The sequence below is a fragment of the Stenotrophomonas sp. Pemsol genome, from assembly GCF_003586545.1.
Classification (GTDB): domain Bacteria; phylum Pseudomonadota; class Gammaproteobacteria; order Xanthomonadales; family Xanthomonadaceae; genus Stenotrophomonas; species Stenotrophomonas sepilia.
On the sequence record NZ_CP025780.1, the window covers coordinates 3,330,942 to 3,351,609 of the forward strand.

A 20,668-nucleotide genomic window follows, 5' to 3' on the forward strand; every position below is an offset into this window, starting at 1 on the left:
GAGGGCACCGCGCAGGCGCGCGATCCGTCGCGCAGGCCACCGGCCGCCGGGGCGCGCCCGGCGCTGGAAGCGCACTGGGTTAGCGGCCGCCCGCCAACGAGGTTGAGGCGGGCGGCCTGCACATTCCTGAATCCGCTCAGGCTCGGCTCAGCGCCCCCCTCGCGATGCCCTCACTCGGCCACGCGGTCCTTGATCCACTGTGCCCGCGGCAGTACCTCGATGCTGCCGACGGCATACTGCTGCAGCACGTCGTCCGGCCCGAAGCACGGTTGCCAGCCCAGCTCGCTGCGCAGGCGGGCACTGTCGTAGACACGGTCGATGCTCAACGGCAGCGGCCAACCACGGCGTTCGAACTCGGCCAGCAGCTGCGGCGCGCGACGGGCCAGCACGCTGCGCGGGTGCGTGGCCAGCTCCAGGCAGTCCTCGCGCCGGAACGGCGTCGGCGCACAGGCGAGGTAGCGCGCGAACGGGGCGCCTTCGTCGAGCAGCAGTGCAGCATGTGCGCTGGCCACATCGCGGGCGTCGATGCCGCGATGCAGGCGGAACATCGCCATCCGTTCGGGCGGTTCCGGGAAACACCGGCCCATGCGCAGCACGCGAACGCTGAAGCCCGGCGTGGCGGCGGCTTCGGCCAGGGTCTCTGCCTGCAGCTTGGTACGGTGGTAGATCGTGCGCGGCAGCGGCTCGGTGTCTTCGTCGATCCAACGGCAGCCACCGGCCACCACGGCATGGCCATACAACGCAGTGGTGCTGGTCAGCACGAAGCGCCGTGCTCCTGCTTCGCGTGCAGCCTGCAGCAGGTGTGCGGTGGCCTCCACGTTGATCTGCTGGAACACCGCATCCGGCACCAGGCCGACATGCGGGGCATGCAGGGCCGCGGTATGGATGACTGCATCCATGCCCTGCACCGCGCGCGCGACGGCCTGCCGATCGCTGACATCGGCAATGATGCGCGTGGTGGCAAACGGACTGCGGTCCAGCCCCACCACTTCGTGGGCGGCCGCCAACGCACCGAAGATCGCGCGCCCGATGCGGCCGGAACTGCCGGTCAACAGAATCTTCATTGAGTCCATTCACTCGAAGCGCCCGGGAACTACCGGGATGCTTCGATTCTAGGCATGCAATCGCGCATCCGCGATAGGACAGCCATGCAATCGTGCGTTCATCTTGACGACTTCGCAGGCGCCAGCAGTTGCCGCGCGATGAACAGCGGATCGTCGCCGCCGGCCACATCAGGCCTCACGCCATTACGTTCCCAGTTTCCACCGGTGCGCAGATTGATGGGTTGCCGGTCGGGAATACTGATCTGATAGCCATCGGGCAGCAGCACAGGATCACCGAACATATGCGCGGCACCGCCACTGCGCGTGCCGACAATCCGCGCGCGGCCCAGTGCCTGCAGCGAATAGGCGACGAACTCGACCGCCGAACCGGTGCGGCGGTCGATCAGCACCACCAGCGGTTTCAGGTACGCAGGCAGGCTGGCAGGCGGCAGCGGTACCGGCGTGCGCCGGCCGCGCTGGTCCAGCTGCTGCACCGCGTCGATCTTCGCGTCCAGCAGCGTGCGTACCAGCAGGTCGGCACTTGCATCGTCGCCGCCCCCGTTCTGGCGCAGATCCAGCACCAGGCCATCGGTGTCGGTCAGCAGCGCAAGGGCCGCAGCGAACTTCGGGCGCGCCAGATCCAGCGGATAGAAGGTACTCAGCCGCAGGTAGCCAATGTTGCCCTCCATCACCCGCACCTCGCGCACGCCGGCACCATTGCTGCGGGCATCGGCGCGCCAGGCCATCAACCAATCGTCCTGGCCGGCCGCTGCGTCCACGCGTTCAACGTGGAAGTGGCCATCGAACATGTCCAGGTCCTGGTTCAGGCGTGCGCTGAACGCAACCGGATCCGAACAGCTGTCCGCATAGCGCTGCTGCACCGACCAGGTGCGTAGGGCATCGGCGATACGGGCGCCCTCCGCCTCGTCAAGGTACTGCGCCTGCACGGCGGTGGCCGCCGCGCGCAGCACTCCGTCCTGCGCCGGGCAGGCCGCTGCCAGCAAAGCAGCGAGCATCCAGGACACGGTCATCAACCACCTCCGCGTTGAAGATATATAAGTGCTTATATATCATCCTGGTCATGGATCTCCAACACGCCACGCTGGGCACCCTGCTGCGCGCCCTGCTCGACCAGCTGGACCCGGCGGTCGAGCAGGCCTACCGGGACCTGCAACTGGACTACCGGCCCCGCTACACACCGGTGCTGCGCACGCTGATGGCGCAGGGCCCCTGCCGGATCAAGGACCTGGCATCGGCCTGCGGGCTCAGCCATTCGGCGCTCAGCCAGACCGCGGCGGCGATGGTGCGTGATGGTTGGCTGCACGCGTCCAGCGGCGACGACGGACGTGAACGCATCCTGCAGTTGAGCCCCCGCGCACAGCGCGCGATGCCTGCGCTGCAGGCGCAATGGCAGGCCACTGCCGTAGCGGCGCGCAGCCTCGATGCCGATCTGGGGCAGCCGCTGGAGCAGGTGCTGCGCGACGCCCTTGCAGCGCTCGCACAGCGGCCCTTCGCGCAGCGCCTGCAGGACGCCCGCCGGCCCTGAAGCCTTCTGCTCTGCGGCCATTTCGATTTCGCTGAGGAAGGTCCAGCCGCCGTTGCCCAGGCGCAGCTCCAGCGTGCGCACTGCGCGGCCGGCTGTCCGGCCTAGGTGAAGGGTGCAGTTCGTCCTAGCCACGCAGGGCGGCGCGCGCAGCAGCGTACCTGCGCCGTGAAAAGCAGTACGGTGCGGCGTGAAGGCAGCCGCACCGATGCGGACACTCCGTTAGCCGGGCACCGGCAAGGATGAGCTTCCCTTCCATGCAACGGGAGCCTTCCCATGGCCGGCCAGCACCACGGCACTTCCCATCGTGGCTTCGCCTCGATGGACCAGGACAAGCAGCGCGCGATCGCCGCAAAGGGAGGACGCGCCGCGCATGCGTCCGGCAATGCACATGAGTTCAGCCCAGCCGAGGCACGCGTGGCCGGCCGCAAGGGCGGCGAGGCGATCAGCCGCAACCGCCAGCACATGGCAGCGATCGGCCGCGAAGGCGGGCACGCTCGCCACGCCAATGCACGGCAACAGCGACAAGCGGCCGAAGCGACGCCAACGAGGGACGGTCCACAACGCCAGCAGGGCTGACCGCGGCGCGTTCAGGCGCGCCTGTGCTACCGGAGCAGCCCGAATGCCGCGAGCAGGGCCAGCACGCCGTTAGACGGTCATCGTCCCGCGCGCACCGTCAGGCGTGGCTGAGGCACCATCCACCGCTCAGGCGTGGGCGAGGATGTTCAACAGCCGACCGAACGGATCGCGGACGAAGAAGCGCCGCACGCCCCAGGGTTCGTCGGCCGGGCCATATTCCAGCGCGATGCGGGCCGCGCGCATGCGCTGCAGCACGTCCTGCAGATTGTCCACTTCGATCGACAGGTCCGGCACCGGCGTGCCCGAGCCTCCTTCACTGGCGAAGCTGACCTGGGCCAGCGCACTGCTCTGCCCGCCATGGGTGACGATCCAGCCATGGTCCATCACCACCGGCATGCCGAGCAGCTCGCCATAGAACGCAGCGGCACGTGAGGGATCGGACGTGGCGATGTTGGCGACGACACGCTTGACGGCCATGTTCCACTCCACCAGGAAGAATGTGTCGAGACTGCCCGACCTTGCGCACGAACAGAAGAGCCCCGCCACGGACGAGGCCCGTCTTCAGCCGAGCATGGCTGGGCTTACACCGCGCCGCAGCGCTCCATGACACATCGATCGTATTCGTACTGGCATTCCATGGCATCACCACCACCGGACACACATGCCTGGTAAGCCTTCCAGCAGGGCAGATCGCAGGGCTGGACCGGTCCGGCCACGGCCACCGAGCCGCTGCAGGCCAACGCCAACACAACACCGGCGATCACTTTCCTGAAAGTACGCATCGACATCGCTCCTTGATTAGCCTGGTGAGCCCAGGCCGGGCCACCTTAGCGCTGCACACGGGACGCTGGGTGAAGGCCGATGCCGCTCGACTCAGCGGTGCAGCAACCCCAGCACACGCAGCTGTCCGGCTAGCTCATCAATGTTGCGCCACGGCAGGATCGGCGAATTGCCGCGCTCGTCCGGCGGGTTGTCCGGCAGCGCATCGGACCAGCCACCGGCCCCCACAAGCGGCAGCAGAGGCCGCTTGTGCAGCCAGGCCAGGCAAACCTCCGAGATCGTACCGGCGCGCCCGCCGATCACGATGCAGGCATCACCGGCCAGGGCCATGATCAGGTTGCGCGCATCGCCCATGCCACAGGGCACCACCACCGTGGCGGGCCAATCGGCTACCGGCATGCCGCTTTCCGGGATCACGCTGAGCACCTGGCCACCGGCGGCTACTGCCTGCTCGGCAGCTACCCGCGTAGCGGCACTGCCACAGCCGCTGACCAGCGTGATGCCCTGCACGGCCAGGAAACGCCCTGCTTCAGCTGCGCGCTCGAACGCGTCGCTGCCAGGATCGGCACTACCCAATATCGCCAACTGTGGTTTACGCAATGCGTTACGCATGGACGGCCCCAAGGCCTCGGCAAGAAAGGTCGCGGTGCCCGGCCCGGCGGAGCCACGTCTTGCACCGATCACAGAAGATTAACACGTTCATAAAAATCCCTTCACATTACTGGGGGATATCGCCATGCCTTTGCGTTAACGGCCTTGATGTCCGTCAACCAAGGAAGTTGTCCGATGAATCACCCGCTGTACGGCCGTTCGTCCCGCTCCCTGTCGCACCGCCCGCTGGCGCTTGCCGTCGCCAGCTCGCTGCTGCTGGCCGCTGCACTGCCGGCCATGGCCAGCGAATCACTCGAGGCCTGGCAGCAGCAGCGCCAGATGCAGGCTGCATGGGCACAGCCTGCTGCCAACGCTGCACCCGCAGCGACGGCCGCTGCACCTGCCGCCAGCAGCACCGCCGTTCTTGGCAACCCGGGCGATCCGGCCAGCTGGCGCAGCGATGAGTTCAACGCCGATTGGGGCCTGGGTGCGATGGGCGCGGACTACGCCTATGCACGCGGCCTGACCGGCAAGGGTGTGCGCCTGGCGCTGTTCGACTCGGGGTCCGCACTGGCGCATCCGGAGTTTGCAGGACGCAATACCTCCAGCATCACCATCGGTGCCGACTGCCCGACGCCGGGTGTGGTCGCGGGGACCGGTGCCTGCGGGCAGACCCGCGGCGAACAGCCCGGCTACAACTACTATGGCCTCGGTGCCGGCGTTCCGGCCGCACTCGCGGCACGCCTGATCGCGGCCGGCCAGCCCTATGGCTTCAGCTACGCCGACCACGGAACGCATGTGCTTGGCACCATCGGCGCAAACCGCAATGGCACCGGCATGCATGGCGTGGCCTTTGGTGCGGATCTCACCGCCGCCCGCGTGTTCGGCGACACCTACTATGAGTGGCGCCTGGATCCGGACAACTACTATCGCCCGCGCGCGGTGTACCGCACCGATCCGGATGACGCCGCCACGCTGGACATGTATGCACAGATCCAGGCGCAGGGCGTGCGTGCCATCAACCACAGCTGGGGCATCTCCACGCGCAACATGACCGCCGCCGCGCTGGACCAGCAGTACGCCAACATCGGTGCCGACTACGGCGTGTACGGCAGCATCTACGCCAGCAATGGCGATACACCGGGCTCCACCCTCATCCAGGTCTGGTCGGCTGGCAACGGCAGCGGCGCCGTCGCCGGAATCACGGCCGCGATGCCGCGCTGGAAGCCCGAACTGGAACCGTACTGGCTGGCCGTGGCCAACGTCCGCCGGCCCAACGCCGCTGCGGGCGAAACGGACTACGTGATCGATGGAAGTTCCAGCATCTGTGGCGTTGCCGCCAACTGGTGCATCTCGGCACCCGGCACCGACATCGTCAGCACCATCGTTTCCGGGGATATCCAGGGCCGCATCGAAAACACCTCCGCCTACGTGCGGCTGATCATCGACAGCGAGAACACCCAGTATGTCTATGGCACCAAGACGGGCACATCGATGGCGGCGCCGCACATCACTGGCGCGCTCGGCCTGCTGATGGAGCGCTTCCCCTATCTGGACAACGCCCAGGTCCGCGACGTGCTGCTGACCACCGCACGCGACCTGGGTGCAGCGGGCATCGATCCGATCTACGGCTGGGGCATGGTGGATCTGAAGAAGGCCATCGAAGGCTATGGCTCGCTGCGCGTGGACACCAACGTGGTGATGAACCAGAAAGCCGGCGGCCTGAAAGTCTGGGAAGGCGATGCCTGGGACAACTGGACCAACGACATCGGTGGCCCTGGCAAGCTGACCAAATCCGGTATCGGCTGGCTGCGCCTGAGCGGCAACAACAGCTTCAACGGCGCGGTACTGCAGGACGGTACGCTGGAATTGAACGGCACCAACACCCTCACCTCGGCAGTCGAGGTACAGGGTGGCCAGTTGCTGCTCAACGGCAGCCTGGTCTCCACCGCACTGACCACTACCGGTGGCGTGAGCACGGTCAGCGCCAGCGGCGTGCTGAACAACAGCAACCTGGTGATCAGCGGCGGCGTGGTGTCCTTCAACGGCACGCAGACCGGCGGCACCACCACGGTCGGCGCCAATGGCCTGCTGAAGGGCGTCGGCACGCTCGGCAATACCCGCGTGGACGGCCTCATCGCGCCGGGCAACTCGATCGGCACGCTGACCATCAACGGCAACTACGTGCAGGGCGCCACTGGCGTCTATGCCGCCGAGCTGGCCCCGGGTGGCCGCAGTGACCAGTTGCACGTGACCGGCACCGCCACCCTTGGCGGCACGCTGGTCGCGCTGCCGGAGCCGGGCGTGTACTACCTCGGCGAGCAGTTCAACTTCCTGCGTGCCGACGGAGGCGTCAACGGCCAGTTCGCCAAGACCGACTTCAGCGCGTTTTCCCCGTTCCTGCAGTTCAGCCTGGCCTACGGTACCAACGGCACGCGCATCGACGTCGCCCGTGGCGCTTCACTGACCACGGCTGCCAACACGCCCAACCAGCGTGCAGTGGCAGCGGCCGCCGACCTGCTGCCGATCGCCCAGGGTCTGCCCAAACCGCTGACGCAGCTGTTCCCGCAGCAGCTCGGAGGCGTGCTCGACGGCCTCAGCGGCGAGCTGCATCCGGCCACGGCCATCGCCCTGGTCGAGGGCAGCCGCTACGTGCGCGATGCCGCGTTGTCACGCCGTGCCGGCGCCGCCGCACCCGGTAGCGACGTGGGTGACGCGACGGGTGCATGGGTGCAGGCCATCGGTGGCAACAGCAAGCTGGACGGTGATGTCAACACTGCCCGCACCGAAGCCAACAGCAACGGCCTGCTGGTCGGCATCGACCGCGAGTTCTCCGGCTGGCAGGTCGGCGTGTTGGCCGGCACGGGCCGCACCGACGTGAAGCAGCAGGAGCGTCGCGCCAAGTCGAAGATCGACAACACCCACTTCGGTGCCTACGCCAGCCACAACTGGGGCGGTTTCGGCCTGCGCGGTGGTGTGGCGTGGAGCAAGCACGAGGTGAAGAGTACGCGTGATGTCGCCTTCGCAGGCTTCAGCGACAGCCTGAGCGCGCGCTACGACGCCCGCACCCGCCAGGCCTTCATCGAAGCCGGCTACCGCTTCGGTGGCCCGGAAGCCGGGCTGGAGCCCTACCTGCAGGTCGCACGTGTCGAAGTGGACCTCAAGCGCGTCAACGAACACGGTGGAGCAGCGGCACTGCAGGGCAAGGTGGACGATACCGGAACCACGATTGCCACTGCCGGCGTGCGCTTCGACAAGGGACTGAAGGCTTCGTTCCAGCAGGAGAGCTGGCTGCACCTGCGCGGTGGCGTCGGCTATCGCCGCGCTTCCGGTGATCGCAGCCAGGTCGCCAACCTGGCCTTCGCCAACGGAAGCACGACGTTTGCGGTCAACGGCGCGCCGATCGCCGACAACGCGGTGGTGGCCGAACTGGGCCTGTCGGCCTGGCTGACCGAGCGCCAGCAGCTGGAACTGGGCTACAGCGGCCAGTACGGCAGTGAAAGCCGCGACCACAGTGCGAATGTGCGCTGGTCGGTGCGCTTCTAGTTCCCGTCACGTGTTCTCATGAAGGATTGGGGCGGCCTGATGGCCGCCCTTTTTTTATCACCGGCCGAGGCTAGCGGCAGCCGCGCAACATCGCCGCGGCGACCAGGCTGGCCACTGGCAGCAACAGCCCATAGGCCACCAGCGGCCATACCGTATCGCCCGGCAGCAGCACCGTAGCCAGTGTTCCGAAGCAGGCCACGATCAGGCTCTGCATCGCGTAGTAGAGCGCCACCGCCATACCCGACGCATCGGCAAACTCACTCAACGCGCCGTTGGCAGCCACCGAAACCACCATCACCAGCCCCACCGCGATGCCCCACATGGGCAGCACGACGCTGGCGAATGACAGTGGCAACTCCGCAGCGAGCGCCATCAACAACACACCCGCCACCATCACGCACAGGCCACGCACGAATGTGCCAGGCACCGCCCAGCGCGCGATGAACGTCTTCGCCATGCGCGACATGAGGATCATCACCAGTGCCACCGTCGCGAACGCCAGGCTGAAGGTGATCTGGGAGTACTGCATGCGCTCGACCAGCACGCGCGGTGCGATCGAGAAGAACACGAAGAACGTGCCCATCGCGGCACTGAATCCCAGCGTGTAGACCCAGAAGGCACCACTGCGAAGAATTTTCTGCAGTGCCGGTCCAGCGTCCCTGCGCCCTGCGGGTCGGGTTTCCTGCCACAGGCGTTGCGCACGCAGGCCGGCGACCAGGCCAAGCACACCCAGCAGCACGAAGATCGCACGCCAGCCTGCTGCCGCAGCCACCAGTGCACCCAGCATCGGCCCCAGTGCCGGCACGAAGGCCAGCATCGAAGCGAACAGTCCATACAAGGACGCCCCCTGCGGTGTATCCGCGTATACGTCGCGGACGGTGGCAAACGTCGCTACCAGCGCTGCCGACGCGCCAATCGCCTGCACTGTGCGCCAGGCCAGGAAGAACCCGCTATTGCTGGACAGCGCCAGCGCAAACGAGGCAACGGTGAACAGCAGCGCCCCCAGCAACAGCACCGGGCGGCGCCCGATCCGGTCGGACAACGGGCCGAACAGCAGTTGGCCGACGCCGAGCACCAGCAGGTAGATGCTCAGCGTCAATTGCACCCGCGCAGGCGATGTTCCCAACGCGCCGGGCATCAAGGGCACTACAGGTAGATAGATATCCATGGCCAGCGAGGCCAGGAGGTCGAACGGCGCCATCAGCGCAATGGCCGATGGCAGGGTATGGGCCCAACGCGGGGCCTGTCGATTGAACATGGGGAGTCTCCGCCCAGAGTGAGTCCGGCGGTGATCCATCCACTTCGCATGCATCGCAGGGATGTTCACCGCAACAACGTCTGCGTCGTTGTTGCGGCTCAGCGAACTGTCTGCGGACCGTTCCCGTTGTTCATGGTGCTCATTGTTGGCAGTGCGGAACCGGCAAGAGTGTAGCAGCGACCGATTCAGGGTGGCCGGGGCAGCGGTGCCGCCCCGGCCGCGGCGTCCCTGGGGAGTGGGGCGCCGCTGATCGTCAGGCCGCCTTCATCGCATGCTTGCGCGCGCGCATCACGTTGTGGCATTCCTGCACTTCCGGCAACAGCTGGGTGACTTCCTGGCGTACCGCCGGCGGCAGCTCGTTGTCCTTCAGCACGTCCTTGAACGCGCCCAGCAGGCGGTCCTCCGACTCTTCCAGCTCGGCCACATAGCCATAGTTGGTGTCACCGAAGGCTGCACGCACCTTGCCGTAGAACTGCTGCATCGAACCCACCACGGTGCCATGCTCGGCCGGCTTGCCGCCGCTGGCAGCCACCGAACCACTCAGCGCCGCGACGATGCGGCCCTTGACGCCGGCGATGCGGGTGAACAAGGCCGACAGCTCGGCATCCTTCACCTTGGTCGCCGCTTCTTCATAGAACGACTTGCCGTCACGAGCGATCTCGATCAGGTCGTTGAGGCGATGTTCGATGGTGGACTGGGTGCTCATGGCGTTGCTCCTGTATCTTCGTTTCAGGGGAGAAAAGCAGCTTCGACTGCGCTGCCTGCGTATCCACTGTGGACATGCTCGTGTGGTTCCCGGGTGAGCAGCGATTGATACGCACATCACGTCACCCAACCCGCACTGACTGCTTCACGCCACAGTGGCGCGTGGATCACATCGAGCGAGCCCGGGCAGGCTCACCAAGGTACGAAAAGGATGATCAGCACGATCACCAGGACCGCGGCGAGCGCTCCCATCAGCACGTTTCTCTGGCGCCAACTGGGTTTCGGTTTTCCGGGAGTATTCATGCCTGCTACCTGTCTCTGCGGTTGACCCCGGCAGACTGATGGATCGGCGACGGTGCGTGCGTGCAGGACACGTGCAGGCGACGTGCAGAGCACCGACACCCATGTCGATTTCCGGCACACTCGCTCGTCAGATCATCAAAGCCCTCCTTGATTGCGGACCCCATGCCTCCCATCCTCACCGCCTTCGCCACCTCCCCCGACCGCGGCCAGGGCCTGGCCCGTGACATGCGCGTGCGCTGGGCACTGGAGGAACTGTCGGTAGCCTATGACGTACAACTGCTCACCTTCACCGAGATGAAGCAGCCCGTACACCTGGCACGCAATCCGTTCGGGCAGATTCCCACCTGGCAGGAGGGCGACCGGACCCTGTTCGAATCCGGCGCCATCGTCCTGCATCTGGCCGAACAGCACCCCGGCCTGCTGCCGCGCGATCCGGACGCCCGCATGCGCGCGATCATGTGGGTGTTCGCTGCGCTGAACACGGTGGAGCCCCCCATCGTTGAGCGCTCCATGGCCTGGGTGCTGGAGCGCGAGCAGCCGTGGTACGCACAGCGGCTGCCGCTGCTGGATGAGCGGGTTCGGGCGCGACTGGCGCAACTGTCGACATGGCTGGCCAAGGCGCCGTGGCTGGACGGCGATTTCAGCGTGGGCGACCTGATGATGGTCTCGGTGCTGCTGCGCCTGAAGAGCAGCGGGCTGCTCGACGAGTATCCGACGGTGGCCGCCTATGTGGCCCGCGCGACGCAGCGGCCCGCCTACCAGCGCGCCTTCGCCGCGCAGCTGGCGGTGTTCCAGAACGGGTAGTTCCACGCCATGCGTGGAAACACTCAGCGCAAGCTGCGCCGGCAGGCGGCCTGCACCAGCATCAGCTGCGCCACCAGGATCAGCATCGCGCAGCCTGACAGCAGCCACGGGTCGATGTACCACTGCCCATTGAAACTGAAGTCGCCTGCGGAAATGCGTTTCCAACCGTTGAAGTGCTGCATCGCTGCCACCACGAACGCGAAGCCACCCGCGGTGTACGACAACCAGGGCACGATGAGGCTCCCCGGGCGCGCGAACAGCGTCAGCAGGCCGAGCACGCCGATGACCGTGCGCTGCACGCGGCAGTACGGGCAGACATAGGCCATCCCGCTCCATTCCACCGCCCAGGCCAGCAGGCTGACCAACATGCCCGCCACTGCGGCGGCGTGCAGGACTTTCGGCGTGATCGTCATGCCACTCTCGTGTGCCATCCCGTGCTCCTTGGTTGAAAGACCCGGGCAGGGTAGCAGTGCTGCAGCGTCATCCCTTCTTGATGACGGTCCGCTTGCCGATGGTGCTGGTCTTGCCAGCGGTCGGCCTGGCCAAGCCAGGAATCAGGAAATCGGTGACCTTGTGGCCCATCGACACCTTGGACGCCAACCAGCGCGGCATGCGCCCGCGACCGGTCCAGGTCAGGCGCTTGTATTCCGGGTCGCGATACTTGGGCGCGACTTTGCCGGATTTACGGCGGACGGCTTTTCGGGCGGGCGCAGGTGTTTCCGAGGCTTGGCCGCCAAAGAGTTCTTCAAGGGTGTAGCCGGCTTCGGCGGCGGCGGCCTTCAGCATCCGCCGCACCGCACTGGCCGGACGGCGGCTGGAAATCAGCTGTTTCCGCTGTTCAGCGGCAACCACCAGGGCACCCAGCTCGCGAAGGCTGAGCGATTCAATATCGATCGTCATGCGGGAAAGGTCTACTGCAGCGCGGCAGCTGTCAAGGCGCCCTGCCCGGCGCGTAGACACGGGCTTCACCGCCGGTGGGCTCCGATCGCCTGCGTCGGCCATCTCCGAGGACCTCGACGTGAGCACTTCATCGCATTCGCTCGCCTACCTGCTTGCACGCATCCTGCTGATGGCCCTGTTCCTGGTCTCCGGGCTGGGCAAGCTCGGCGATCTCAGTGGTACCCAGGGCTACATGGAGGCAATGGGAGTTCCCGGCATCCTGCTCTGGCCGACCATCGCCTTCGAAATCGGCAGCGGCCTGTGCATCCTGCTCGGCTTCCAGACCCGGCTGGTGGCGGTCGTGCTCGCAGGCTTCAGCCTGGTCACCGCTTTCATCTTCCACCACAACTTCGCCGATCAGACCCAGCAGATCATGTTCCTGAAGAACCTGGGCCTCGCCGGCGGCTTCCTGCTGCTGGCGTGCACCGGGGCGGGACGTTACAGCATCGATGGGCGTGGGCGGCGCGGATGAGCGCGCGGCATGCCGCCATCACCCCTGGCCCATGGGCGCGACGCGCCGCAGGCGCAGGTTGCGCCATGTCGGCTGGGAGCCGCGAAAATCCACCGCTTCGCCATCGCTGGTGAACAACAATCCTGGCTCCACCTCAGCAACCAGGCGGATGCCATCGATGTACAGCCAGCCGTGTCGTTGCTCCAGCACAACGAACATCGATGGTTTGCCCCATTGGTCAACGCGATAGCGTCCCAGCCAGGGTTGCCAATGGGGCGCCTGCGGCCCGGTGGGCCCATCGATGGGATCGTTCTGGTCCAGGCCATCCTCGCCGTTGCTGCATTCCAGGTACGCCGGCAGCATGTCCGTCGCCGCATGGTAACGGTACGTCGCAACCTCTCCATCGGTGTCCACAGTGAAAAGTTGATCGCCGTCGATGGCCGCAAAGCGGGTACCCTCGGCGTGCGCCCCTCGATGCAGTTGCAGCTCCCCGTTTCCGGCAACCCCGATCTTCGCCTTGCCGCTGCGCCCGATCCAGCTTCCCGCCATCTGCTGCATCTGGTCCTGGTTCAACCTGATCGGCGCCAGGCTTGATAGGGGCACACGCGGCTGACGGGGCCCGAAACGCGCCGACAACAGCTGATCGAGCAGACGCTCGCCGATGCCGTACCCCGCAGACGTCGCGCGATTGAACATCGCGGCAAATCCAGCGTTTGCCTGCCTGCAGTAGGTGAACACGCACCCGAATCCGAAGCCCCCGCCGCGGTGGTGCAGCAGCCGCACCGGTGTACTGCCGTAGAGGCGTTCGCTGCGCATGACACCGAGCCCGTAGTCGCCGCCCAGGCCGAAACCATGCATCTCGTCCCAGAGACGGGGCTCAAGCAGTTGCTGCGCACCGGATCGGCCGCCACCGAGCAGGAAGCCAAGATACTTCGCCATGTCGGCGGCACTGGTCCACACGCCTCCCGACACCACCAGCGGCGTCACCGGCGGTACCTGCGTATGGCCTTCCTGGGTTCCCAGTGCCCGCACCTTGCTTGCCAGGTAGACCGACGCATCGGCCGTACTGTCGTGCATTCCCAGCGGCTCGAAGATCCGGCGCTGCAGCCAGGCCGGATAGCTGATGCCCGCAACCTGCTCAAGGACATGACCGGCAAGGTCGAAGCCCAGGTTGGAGTAGCGATAGCGCGTACCCACCGGAAAGCGCAGCCATGTCTGCGAGATGCTGCGGACGTGCGCATCAAAGCCCGGCGACGCCGGTTCGTAGTTGTTGCCCAGGGGCGCCTCGTGCGTGAATCCCGCGCGATTGGCAAGCAGCAGGCGCAGGCTGATGCGCTCCTGTGGAGCATGCTCGAAGCGGCTGCGCACCGTGAACGACGGCAGATAGTGGGTAATGGGCGCGTCCAGATCAAGGATGCCGTCCTGCACGGCCAACAGCACCGCGACCGCCGCGAAGTTCTTCGACGTGGACTGGATGCTGAACATCGTGCTGGCGTCTACGGGCACGCTGCCCTGGCCTGATACGTGACCGAAGCCTTCAGTCCAGCGCACCTGCCCACCTTCGACCAGGCAGACGGCAGCGGCACCGATGCCGCTGCCGTCCATGGCCGAGCGGATCACGCCGCGTTCCGCGTCGATCAGGCTCGCGGTGGTGACGCTTGGCCGCGCTGGGGTGGCAACACCGGTGGGAATGAGCGTGGCCGCCGGAACAGCCGCGGCATTGGCCAGGAAGGTGCGACGACTGAGCGTAACAGGCATCAGATCACTCCACTTCAGGATGCCGCCATCTTCCCGCCAGCAGAAATGGCAGGGCATGTGTCATTCGGCACAGAGTGCGGTGATCGATGGCGCTGCGCCTTCGCTGGCTGAGCAGGCCTCAGCCCGGAGGGTCCGGCAAGCGGATTCCCTGCGCCGAAACAAAGGCGCGGGACTCGCTCCAATAGGCCTGTGGCGGTTCCCGCAGCTCTGGTCGCGCCCAGTAGTCGTTGCCATGCAATGCGCTCATCACATGGCACCAGCCCTCACGCGGATCGTGAACCTGAAATCGCCCGCGATGATGGCGCGGATGATACGCGTAGTGACCAAGCGCCTCCTGGCGCGCTTCATCCGGCGAACGACCCGCCTGATGGACCAGCGTCCATGCACGCATGTGGCGTGCATGCGCGAGCGCGCCCAGGTACTCGTCCTCATCCAGCAGTGGCACCTGCTCACCACGGGCCAGGCACAGTGCGTCCGATTCGGCTTCGTAGTCCAGCGACGGCTCCGCCAGTTCCGGGTGCTGCTGCCAATACCTTTCGCCCTTCATGTGCAGCATCGCCCAGTGCCAGGGCTCGTCGTGGAAGATCAGCGCGTGTTCGTATTCGCGGCCGGGGCTCTGGTCGGGATAGCGCTTCCGTGCCTGTTCGAGCGCCTGCGCCTCGGGCACCTGGCCATAGTGAACCAGGCACCAGGCGAACAGGTGCCGGCTGTCTTCGATTTCGGTGGTGAAGTCTTCCACCGGTGTATCGGTGTTGGGCATGGTCGATCCCTGTGTGCGGATCAGATGGTACCGACGCTGCAGGGCGCGCGGGGCGCGGGGGCAATGAGATCTGCAACAGGTCGTGCGAGGTCGCGTGGGGGCCCATCACGATTCGAATCTGGAATCGACGGATTATGGGGCCTCCACAGCGCTTCCACGCGCCTCCACAGACCTTCCAGCCGTAAACCACGCGGCTGATTCCCAGGCCCCGCGACCATCTTCGCTCATCTTTGTGCACCTCCTTCCGCTGACATAAGGTCGCCGAGCGGTCGCCAATGGGCGCAATGAAGGGAATGCTCGGAGAGAACGGACTGGCCACCTTGCCGATCGGCCAACGGGCCTCGGATCCAGCGTCGCATGGTGTGGGCTGCCCGGATGTGCGGAAGCTCGCCGGCGGTGGGCCCAGGTTCCGCTACAGATACACCAAGGCCAACGGTCAACGCGATCGCGTCGCGGCCGCACCAGGAGGGAGGGCGCAACCTTCGCGATGAGATCGCAACTGCGGCGGCCGCCGTCGGGCTAGCGAGAGAACAAGCCAATTGCTACCGCGGCACGGAATGGCCATTTTGCCACTCATGCGCTCGCCTTCCGAGGAAGGGTATTTGTCGCTTTACGTCCACCGATGCGTGACTGAGAACACGCAAGAGCAAAGCGTAGCCCGCTGCAACGAATTTCTGGTTGAAAGTGAATATCACCCCGCAATATGAAATCCCGGGAATCGAGAGGCAGGGGACCAGCGCCGAAATCAGCTATCACCACGGCCCGAGGTCAGTCCATCGCAAAGCTCCGCGACGACAAGGGAAAAGGAATCAAGTGAAGATCAGTAGAATTCTCATATATGGAATGTTCGTCATCGGCGTAGTCGCAACCATTTCCTGGTTGGCCTGCAGACCATCCGATGTCAGAAAGCAAAGGAGATGAGGTTCCTCTCAGTGAAAAAAGCACTTCGTCAACGGATATCGCATCTGAATCAAGCATTCATCAATCCTTGCGTTCGCCACACCAATCCATCGAATCAACAGTGGCTTTGGGTGGCAAGGCATTTCTGCTCAAGATCGAAACACCTCACTACGAAGGCGACGCCTCGGAATACATTGACAGGCGCATCGCGGCTGCACGGGCCGGCGATGCCCAGTCGAGCTATGAGATCCATAACCGCATTGCCAGTTGCAAGCGGGCGCTTAACTCAGGTGATGCCGATGAGTACAAGGCCTACGCATCAGTGGAAATCGACCAGGAGATTGGCCACTGCCAAGGGCTGATAGGGCGAACGGAACTCGGAGATGAGAATTGGCTCTCTCTTGCTGCCGCCCAAGGGTCGGTCGAAGCGAGACTGATTTTCGCCAAAGACCCGAAAGCCATCATTGGAAACTTGACTGAAGCGCTCAAGGATCCGGAACGGATAACCAATTATCGAAGGGATGCGATTGATTATCTAAATGAGTCGGTATCACAGGGAAGCGTCGACTCGATTGAAGCCCTTGCTGACATCCATGACCGAGGGATCATTGCCGACAAATCCCCTGAAAAGAGCCTTGCATACTGGCTCGCATATCAGCGCGCGCACCCCAATAGCCAATCAGCGGCATCCATTGCGAGACTCTCCGAACTGCTGCAGCCCAACCAGATAGAGCGATCCAACGAGATGTCTGAGGCCATATACAGATCCTGCTGCTTGTAACCCAACAGAAGTTTCCTACTCACCCAACATGGCGCACGATGAAAGCAGTGATTTCGAAGAAATGGTTGATTGCAACCTCCCTGGTTGTCGCGATTGCTTCCTCTTGCCCACCCCGTGCTCGCCCCTTCCAACTAAACGAATAATCTAACACTGCGCGAAATCTCCCAAAATCGCTATCCGGTGGGGGTTCCGACCCGTGCATCACAAGACGTTGTGCTAGATTCGGGACAGTGTTCCTGGCGCGAGAGGTACCTTCATGGATGCATGGCTCGACAAATGCGCTACTTCATCAAGGCGCGGAGATCGGAGTCACCTCCGGCTTGCAGCGTATCGCTGCCTCTCAATAGCCGTTTCAGCGTTGATACTGTCAGCGTGTTCGAGCGGTGCCTCACCAACCCCATCGCATAAATCTAATCAAAGACAGTCCGTCAAATCAGGGAGTGAAATTGGTATGGAGCGATTCAAGAACGACATCGAGCGCCTGTCTAGTGTACGTTTTGATGATGTCGACGCGTTAAATGAACAGCTCCACACGCATCTGGGAGAGCCGACACGCCAGGACGTGATTGACGAACGGATCGCAGAACACGGAATGTTGGGCGACCTTGAGGTCCGGAACATCAGGCTGAGAAGTGCTGCTGACGATCCTGCGCTCGCGAACCTGATCTTTGAGATCGCACCACCAAGCATTGCGCTCGAGGAAATCATCTGGGAAAACTCGACCAAACATCCATCTCGGCCTGACGCGCCTGGCTCTCGCCCTTACTGGTCTGCGCAGGTGAACGATGCAAAGGTCGTGCTCGGACTCGATTCCGATAACGTGACGCTGACCTACATATCGATCAGTCAGCGCTGATCCCTGTTATTGCGAAGGAGCCGGAGCATGGAGCGTACTGAAGAATCTGGACTGCCGCAGCCGCAGGAGGGAGGCCGCCCAGGAGCCACACGGCGTCCTGCATCGCCATTGGACGACCCCTCCTTGGCGCCGCTTCTAGCAAAATCCCCAACACTTCAGGCGGGCCTCACCCAGGCGAGGCGTGAAGGTATCGTTATCCAATGGGGGGCAGCCGGTGAAGGCACTTATCTTATACCCGGCGTCAAGATCGTTATTGACGAGAATGCGATTGGGCAAGGCTCAAGGATCGCAAGTTCTCTTGCTCACGAAGTTGGGCACCATCTCTTCACCGAACCCGAAAATCGAACTTCTAAGCAAGCCTATGTGAACAGCGAGCTGCGAGGAGAAGCCGCCGCGACTCTCAGCAATGTCCAGGTCCAGCGTGAGATCGTTGCAGCTGGCGGTCCAGATATTGGCGTTTCCGGCACAGGTAATCGTCCACAACAATACGGAACCATTGCGGCGGAACTCCAGGCCGGACGGATCAACCGTAACCAAGCACTTGGACAGATCGCTGAGGTGTTCAAGACAGAGGCTCCGTCTGTTGGTCCTCATGCGACATACGAACTCTACTATGGCGACTACTACGACCGGGAAATAGCACCCACGCAACGGCGGCGTAGGCCAGATCCAGAATTTGACGCCGAGCGCATTGCGGTTGCGGAAAGAGTCGGTTCGGACAGCGACGACTCGCCCTCACGGCAGCGAGCATCCTCCTCAGCCCCTGAACTCGGCGATGCTGACCGCTCTCTCTACATGCAGATTAGGGCAGGTGTGGAACGCCTGGACGCAGAGCATGGGAAACCTTGGGACGAGTCGAGTCAGCGCATGTCTGCAAGCTTGCTGGTACTGGCGAAGGAGCAGAGCCTTTCACGGGTTGACCATGTTGTCTTGAACAATCCGACAGAGAACCTAGCTCGAGGTGAGAGGGTCTTCATAGTCGAGGGAGCAATGGACGATCCCGCCCATCGTCGAGGCCATATGAATACGATGGATGCGCTTCGCGCACCGGAGGCGGAATCGCTCCATCGCGCTGATGCGTTGAGCCAATCACAAGCAGCGAGCCTTGAACAACAACCGGCACAGCAGGCGCATACGCGAGACGGGCCATCGTTCTCGAGATAAAGCCGTCACTGTGCTATCGGCGCCATTCATTCCACCGCCTTGGCCCACAAGTGAGCGCCCACGCTGCAGCTCGGGCGCTCTCGAATCATCATGCGGTCGCCTCCAGTTCGAAGGGTTCGAAGCGGATCACGTCCTGGCCCAGCCACTCGTTAATAGCTGCCATGCGCGTCTGCAGCGGCGCCAGTTCCATCGCCGCCGACACGCCCGCCGCGTCGCGGATCGACCCAAACCCGCCACTGTTCTGCGGCACGATACCCAGAAGCTGCGGTGGCACCCGGAGCACCGCCAACATGTCATCGCGGGTCACACTCTTGATCCCGGTGAACTCATCTCGGACCGCCACCTCACTGACCGGGGTCACCTGCAAGCCGTCCTTCTTCCCATTGGGCGAGTGCACGAACAGGTTCTTGAAATTGCCCGGCCCGCGCGACTGCCGCAGCGCGTCGCGCAACGCGTCCACGTCCAAGCCCTCGGGTTGGGGGTCGGTCATGTAGAGAATGTAGCCGGCGTGCGAACCGTTGTTGTAATACTTCCGGCGGAACAGCGTGGCCGACTCGTTCAGCAGCGCGGCCTGTACGGCTGGCATCCACTCCGGCAGGCCGTAGATCTCCTGATCAGCATCTGCCTCTCGCAGCTGGAACACCTCACCGGCGGGAAACTCATGCTCTACCCGTGCGGCACGCACCGGGAAGAACTCACCGGGCTGCACGCCACGGCGCACGTACTGCGCCAGCGGCACCGCCAGACTGTGCGCGGCTCCTGACATGGGGCGGCGACGCTCGACATACCCCATGCCGAAGGTGGTGTAGTCCAGCGCCAGCTGCGAGAACGCCTCACGGCTCAGCAGCCGGTGCGGTCGGAACGTGCGCACCAGCATGTTGCGTTTGAATGTCAGGCCGCTGTGCAGGTACGGGTTGGAGCGCGTTGTGCGCGACAGCCCTTGCAGATCCACCGGTGGCTCGAAGTAGCGGCCATTGCGCCAGCATTCGAGGTAGTCGAGGAAGCCGCGTGATTCCAGCACAGGGCTGGCCTCGCCAAAGGTGAAGGCTTCGATACTCACCGGCGGCGCGGCGATGGCGCTCTGGTCGGTGTCGGTCATCAGAAAATCCCATGGTGCCGCGCGCAGCCCGTCCGCCTTCCAGCGGCTCGCTCTGCAGCGCGTGCGTGAGTGCCCAAGCCAAGTCAGCATGGCCGGTGGTACGCGAGCGCCCGGCGGTGTAGGTCACCTGGCGCCCGCTCGGGGTGATGGTTTTCTGGATCGCCAGCAGTGACTGCGTGAGGTCGATCCAGCCGGCGTCGTATTCCAGCCGTTCGTCATTGATTACGTCATAGGCTTTCAGCACCAGCCGCGTTTTCACCTCGGGCGAATAGTTGAAGACAGTCACGCCGGGGAAGAACTGGCGCACCAGCTGAGCAACGCCGGTGCCCATGCCGGTCGCATCCACGCCGATGTAGGTCACCCAATAGCGCTTGGTGATCTGCTCGATGAACGCCGCCTGGTCTTTGAACTCCATGCCCTTGAACTGGTGGCGTTCCAGCACGCGGAACTTGCCCCCAGGCACCAGCGGCGGGGCCACAACCACGATGCCCGCGCTGTCGCCGGTCTCAGCCGGGTCGTAGCCGATCCACACGGCGCGGTCGCCGTAGGGCCGGACGGCAAACGGCTTGTAATCGACCTGGCAGGGCTGCAGCATCGTGAGCGGGAACACACTGGCGCTGTCGTCCACGAACTCGCACATCAGCAGGTTGGCGAACTCCTCGGCGCTGTAGTCACGGCGCAGTTCCTCGATATCGAACAGGTCACAGCCACGGTCCGCCGCGTCCAGCACGGTCACGATCTGGCGCCAGATGGCGTCCTCGCAGGGCCTGCCACCCATCAGGCGCGCATGGCTCACGTCCAACACCGA

20 protein-coding genes and 1 pseudogene are annotated in these 20,668 nt (G+C 64.4%); 8 read left to right on the forward strand and 13 right to left on the reverse strand.

Going from position 1 to position 20,668, the window contains the following annotated elements; genetic code table 11:
• Positions 1 to 170: 170 nt before the first annotated feature.
• Together PEM_RS15260 and PEM_RS15265 are read right to left on the reverse strand one after the other, a co-directional pair.
• On the reverse strand, positions 171 to 1,064 hold the full coding sequence (locus tag PEM_RS15260) for an NAD(P)-dependent oxidoreductase (protein WP_005419556.1): 894 nt from the start codon (positions 1,062 to 1,064) through the stop codon (positions 171 to 173).
• Between the two features lie 98 nt (positions 1,065 to 1,162).
• A complete protein-coding gene (locus PEM_RS15265; protein WP_119706122.1) occupies positions 1,163 to 2,074 on the reverse strand; it encodes a S41 family peptidase in 912 nt (303 codons plus the stop codon).
• A 50-nt stretch (positions 2,075 to 2,124) separates the two neighbouring features.
• Between PEM_RS15265 and PEM_RS15270 the strand changes: the two genes are divergently transcribed.
• Positions 2,125 to 2,589, forward strand: a complete 465-nt coding sequence (locus PEM_RS15270; RefSeq protein WP_005419558.1) for a MarR family transcriptional regulator — start codon at positions 2,125 to 2,127, stop codon at positions 2,587 to 2,589.
• A gap of 273 nt (positions 2,590 to 2,862) precedes the next feature.
• Positions 2,863 to 3,165 carry a KGG domain-containing protein gene (locus tag PEM_RS15275; RefSeq protein WP_005419559.1) on the forward strand — a complete coding sequence of 101 codons (303 nt, stop codon included), beginning with the start codon at positions 2,863 to 2,865 and terminating at the stop codon, positions 3,163 to 3,165.
• Between the two features lie 126 nt (positions 3,166 to 3,291).
• On the opposite strand, the gene PEM_RS15280 is transcribed toward PEM_RS15275, so the two are convergent.
• The 3 genes from PEM_RS15280 to PEM_RS15290 form a co-directional block, all read right to left on the reverse strand.
• The gene (locus PEM_RS15280; RefSeq protein ID WP_111128050.1) at positions 3,292 to 3,642 is read right to left on the reverse strand and encodes a VOC family protein; all 351 of its coding nucleotides are present in this window, start codon (positions 3,640 to 3,642) and stop codon (positions 3,292 to 3,294) included.
• 104 nt (positions 3,643 to 3,746) lie between these two features.
• On the reverse strand, positions 3,747 to 3,947 hold the full coding sequence (locus PEM_RS15285; RefSeq protein WP_111128052.1) for a hypothetical protein: 201 nt from the start codon (positions 3,945 to 3,947) through the stop codon (positions 3,747 to 3,749).
• Positions 3,948 to 4,038: 91 nt separating this feature from the next.
• Positions 4,039 to 4,557 carry a Rossmann fold nucleotide-binding protein gene (locus PEM_RS15290; RefSeq protein ID WP_111128054.1) on the reverse strand — a complete coding sequence of 173 codons (519 nt, stop codon included), beginning with the start codon at positions 4,555 to 4,557 and terminating at the stop codon, positions 4,039 to 4,041.
• Positions 4,558 to 4,731: 174 nt separating this feature from the next.
• Between PEM_RS15290 and PEM_RS15295 the strand changes: the two genes are divergently transcribed.
• Positions 4,732 to 8,082, forward strand: coding sequence for an autotransporter serine protease (locus PEM_RS15295; RefSeq protein ID WP_111128055.1), 3,351 nt, complete (start codon positions 4,732 to 4,734; stop codon positions 8,080 to 8,082).
• Between the two features lie 70 nt (positions 8,083 to 8,152).
• Here the strand turns inward: PEM_RS15295 and cml are convergent, their stop codons facing one another.
• The gene (cml, locus tag PEM_RS15300; protein WP_005419566.1) at positions 8,153 to 9,340 is read right to left on the reverse strand and encodes a CmlA/FloR family chloramphenicol efflux MFS transporter; all 1,188 of its coding nucleotides are present in this window, start codon (positions 9,338 to 9,340) and stop codon (positions 8,153 to 8,155) included.
• A 253-nt stretch (positions 9,341 to 9,593) separates the two neighbouring features.
• Positions 9,594 to 10,046, reverse strand: coding sequence for a PA2169 family four-helix-bundle protein (locus PEM_RS15305; RefSeq protein WP_005419568.1), 453 nt, complete (start codon positions 10,044 to 10,046; stop codon positions 9,594 to 9,596).
• 464 nt (positions 10,047 to 10,510) lie between these two features.
• On the opposite strand from PEM_RS15305, the gene PEM_RS15310 reads away from it, so the two are divergent.
• Positions 10,511 to 11,152: a glutathione S-transferase family protein gene (locus PEM_RS15310; protein WP_111174832.1), complete on the forward strand. Its 642-nt coding sequence runs from the start codon at positions 10,511 to 10,513 to the stop codon at positions 11,150 to 11,152.
• Between the two features lie 23 nt (positions 11,153 to 11,175).
• Here the strand turns inward: PEM_RS15310 and PEM_RS15315 are convergent, their stop codons facing one another.
• Positions 11,176 to 11,583, reverse strand: a complete 408-nt coding sequence (locus tag PEM_RS15315; RefSeq protein ID WP_111128058.1) for a hypothetical protein — start codon at positions 11,581 to 11,583, stop codon at positions 11,176 to 11,178.
• A gap of 49 nt (positions 11,584 to 11,632) precedes the next feature.
• Positions 11,633 to 12,052 (reverse strand): H-NS histone family protein, encoded by a 420-nt coding sequence (locus PEM_RS15320; protein ID WP_069139687.1) that lies wholly within the window; start codon positions 12,050 to 12,052, stop codon positions 11,633 to 11,635.
• 118 nt (positions 12,053 to 12,170) lie between these two features.
• Here PEM_RS15320 and PEM_RS15325 point away from each other — a divergent pair, with 118 nt between their 5' ends.
• Complete coding sequence (locus tag PEM_RS15325; RefSeq protein WP_019660763.1) at positions 12,171 to 12,563, forward strand: DoxX family protein; 393 nt, start codon at positions 12,171 to 12,173, stop codon at positions 12,561 to 12,563.
• Between the two features lie 18 nt (positions 12,564 to 12,581).
• On the opposite strand, the gene PEM_RS15330 is transcribed toward PEM_RS15325, so the two are convergent.
• Positions 12,582 to 14,357, reverse strand: a complete 1,776-nt coding sequence (locus tag PEM_RS15330) for a serine hydrolase domain-containing protein (RefSeq protein WP_240431555.1) — start codon at positions 14,355 to 14,357, stop codon at positions 12,582 to 12,584.
• A 61-nt stretch (positions 14,358 to 14,418) separates the two neighbouring features.
• Positions 14,419 to 15,060, reverse strand: coding sequence for a hypothetical protein (locus PEM_RS15335; protein WP_111128059.1), 642 nt, complete (start codon positions 15,058 to 15,060; stop codon positions 14,419 to 14,421).
• An 898-nt stretch (positions 15,061 to 15,958) separates the two neighbouring features.
• Between PEM_RS15335 and PEM_RS15340 the strand changes: the two genes are divergently transcribed.
• From PEM_RS15340 to PEM_RS15350, 3 genes are all read left to right on the forward strand, one after another.
• The gene (locus PEM_RS15340; protein ID WP_146256612.1) at positions 15,959 to 16,741 is read left to right on the forward strand and encodes a hypothetical protein; all 783 of its coding nucleotides are present in this window, start codon (positions 15,959 to 15,961) and stop codon (positions 16,739 to 16,741) included.
• Positions 16,742 to 17,192: 451 nt separating this feature from the next.
• Positions 17,193 to 17,597 carry a hypothetical protein gene (locus PEM_RS15345; protein WP_005419578.1) on the forward strand — a complete coding sequence of 135 codons (405 nt, stop codon included), beginning with the start codon at positions 17,193 to 17,195 and terminating at the stop codon, positions 17,595 to 17,597.
• A 27-nt stretch (positions 17,598 to 17,624) separates the two neighbouring features.
• Positions 17,625 to 18,761, forward strand: coding sequence for an XVIPCD domain-containing protein (locus PEM_RS15350; protein WP_111128063.1), 1,137 nt, complete (start codon positions 17,625 to 17,627; stop codon positions 18,759 to 18,761).
• An 88-nt stretch (positions 18,762 to 18,849) separates the two neighbouring features.
• On the opposite strand, the gene PEM_RS15355 is transcribed toward PEM_RS15350, so the two are convergent.
• Positions 18,850 to 19,860 (reverse strand): phage portal protein, encoded by a 1,011-nt coding sequence (locus PEM_RS15355; protein ID WP_111128065.1) that lies wholly within the window; start codon positions 19,858 to 19,860, stop codon positions 18,850 to 18,852.
• Positions 19,859 to 20,662 (reverse strand): annotated as a pseudogene (locus PEM_RS15360) (terminase family protein); the annotation flags it as partial. The gene PEM_RS15355 and the pseudogene PEM_RS15360, both read right to left, overlap by 2 nt.
• Positions 20,663 to 20,668 lie beyond the last annotated feature (6 nt).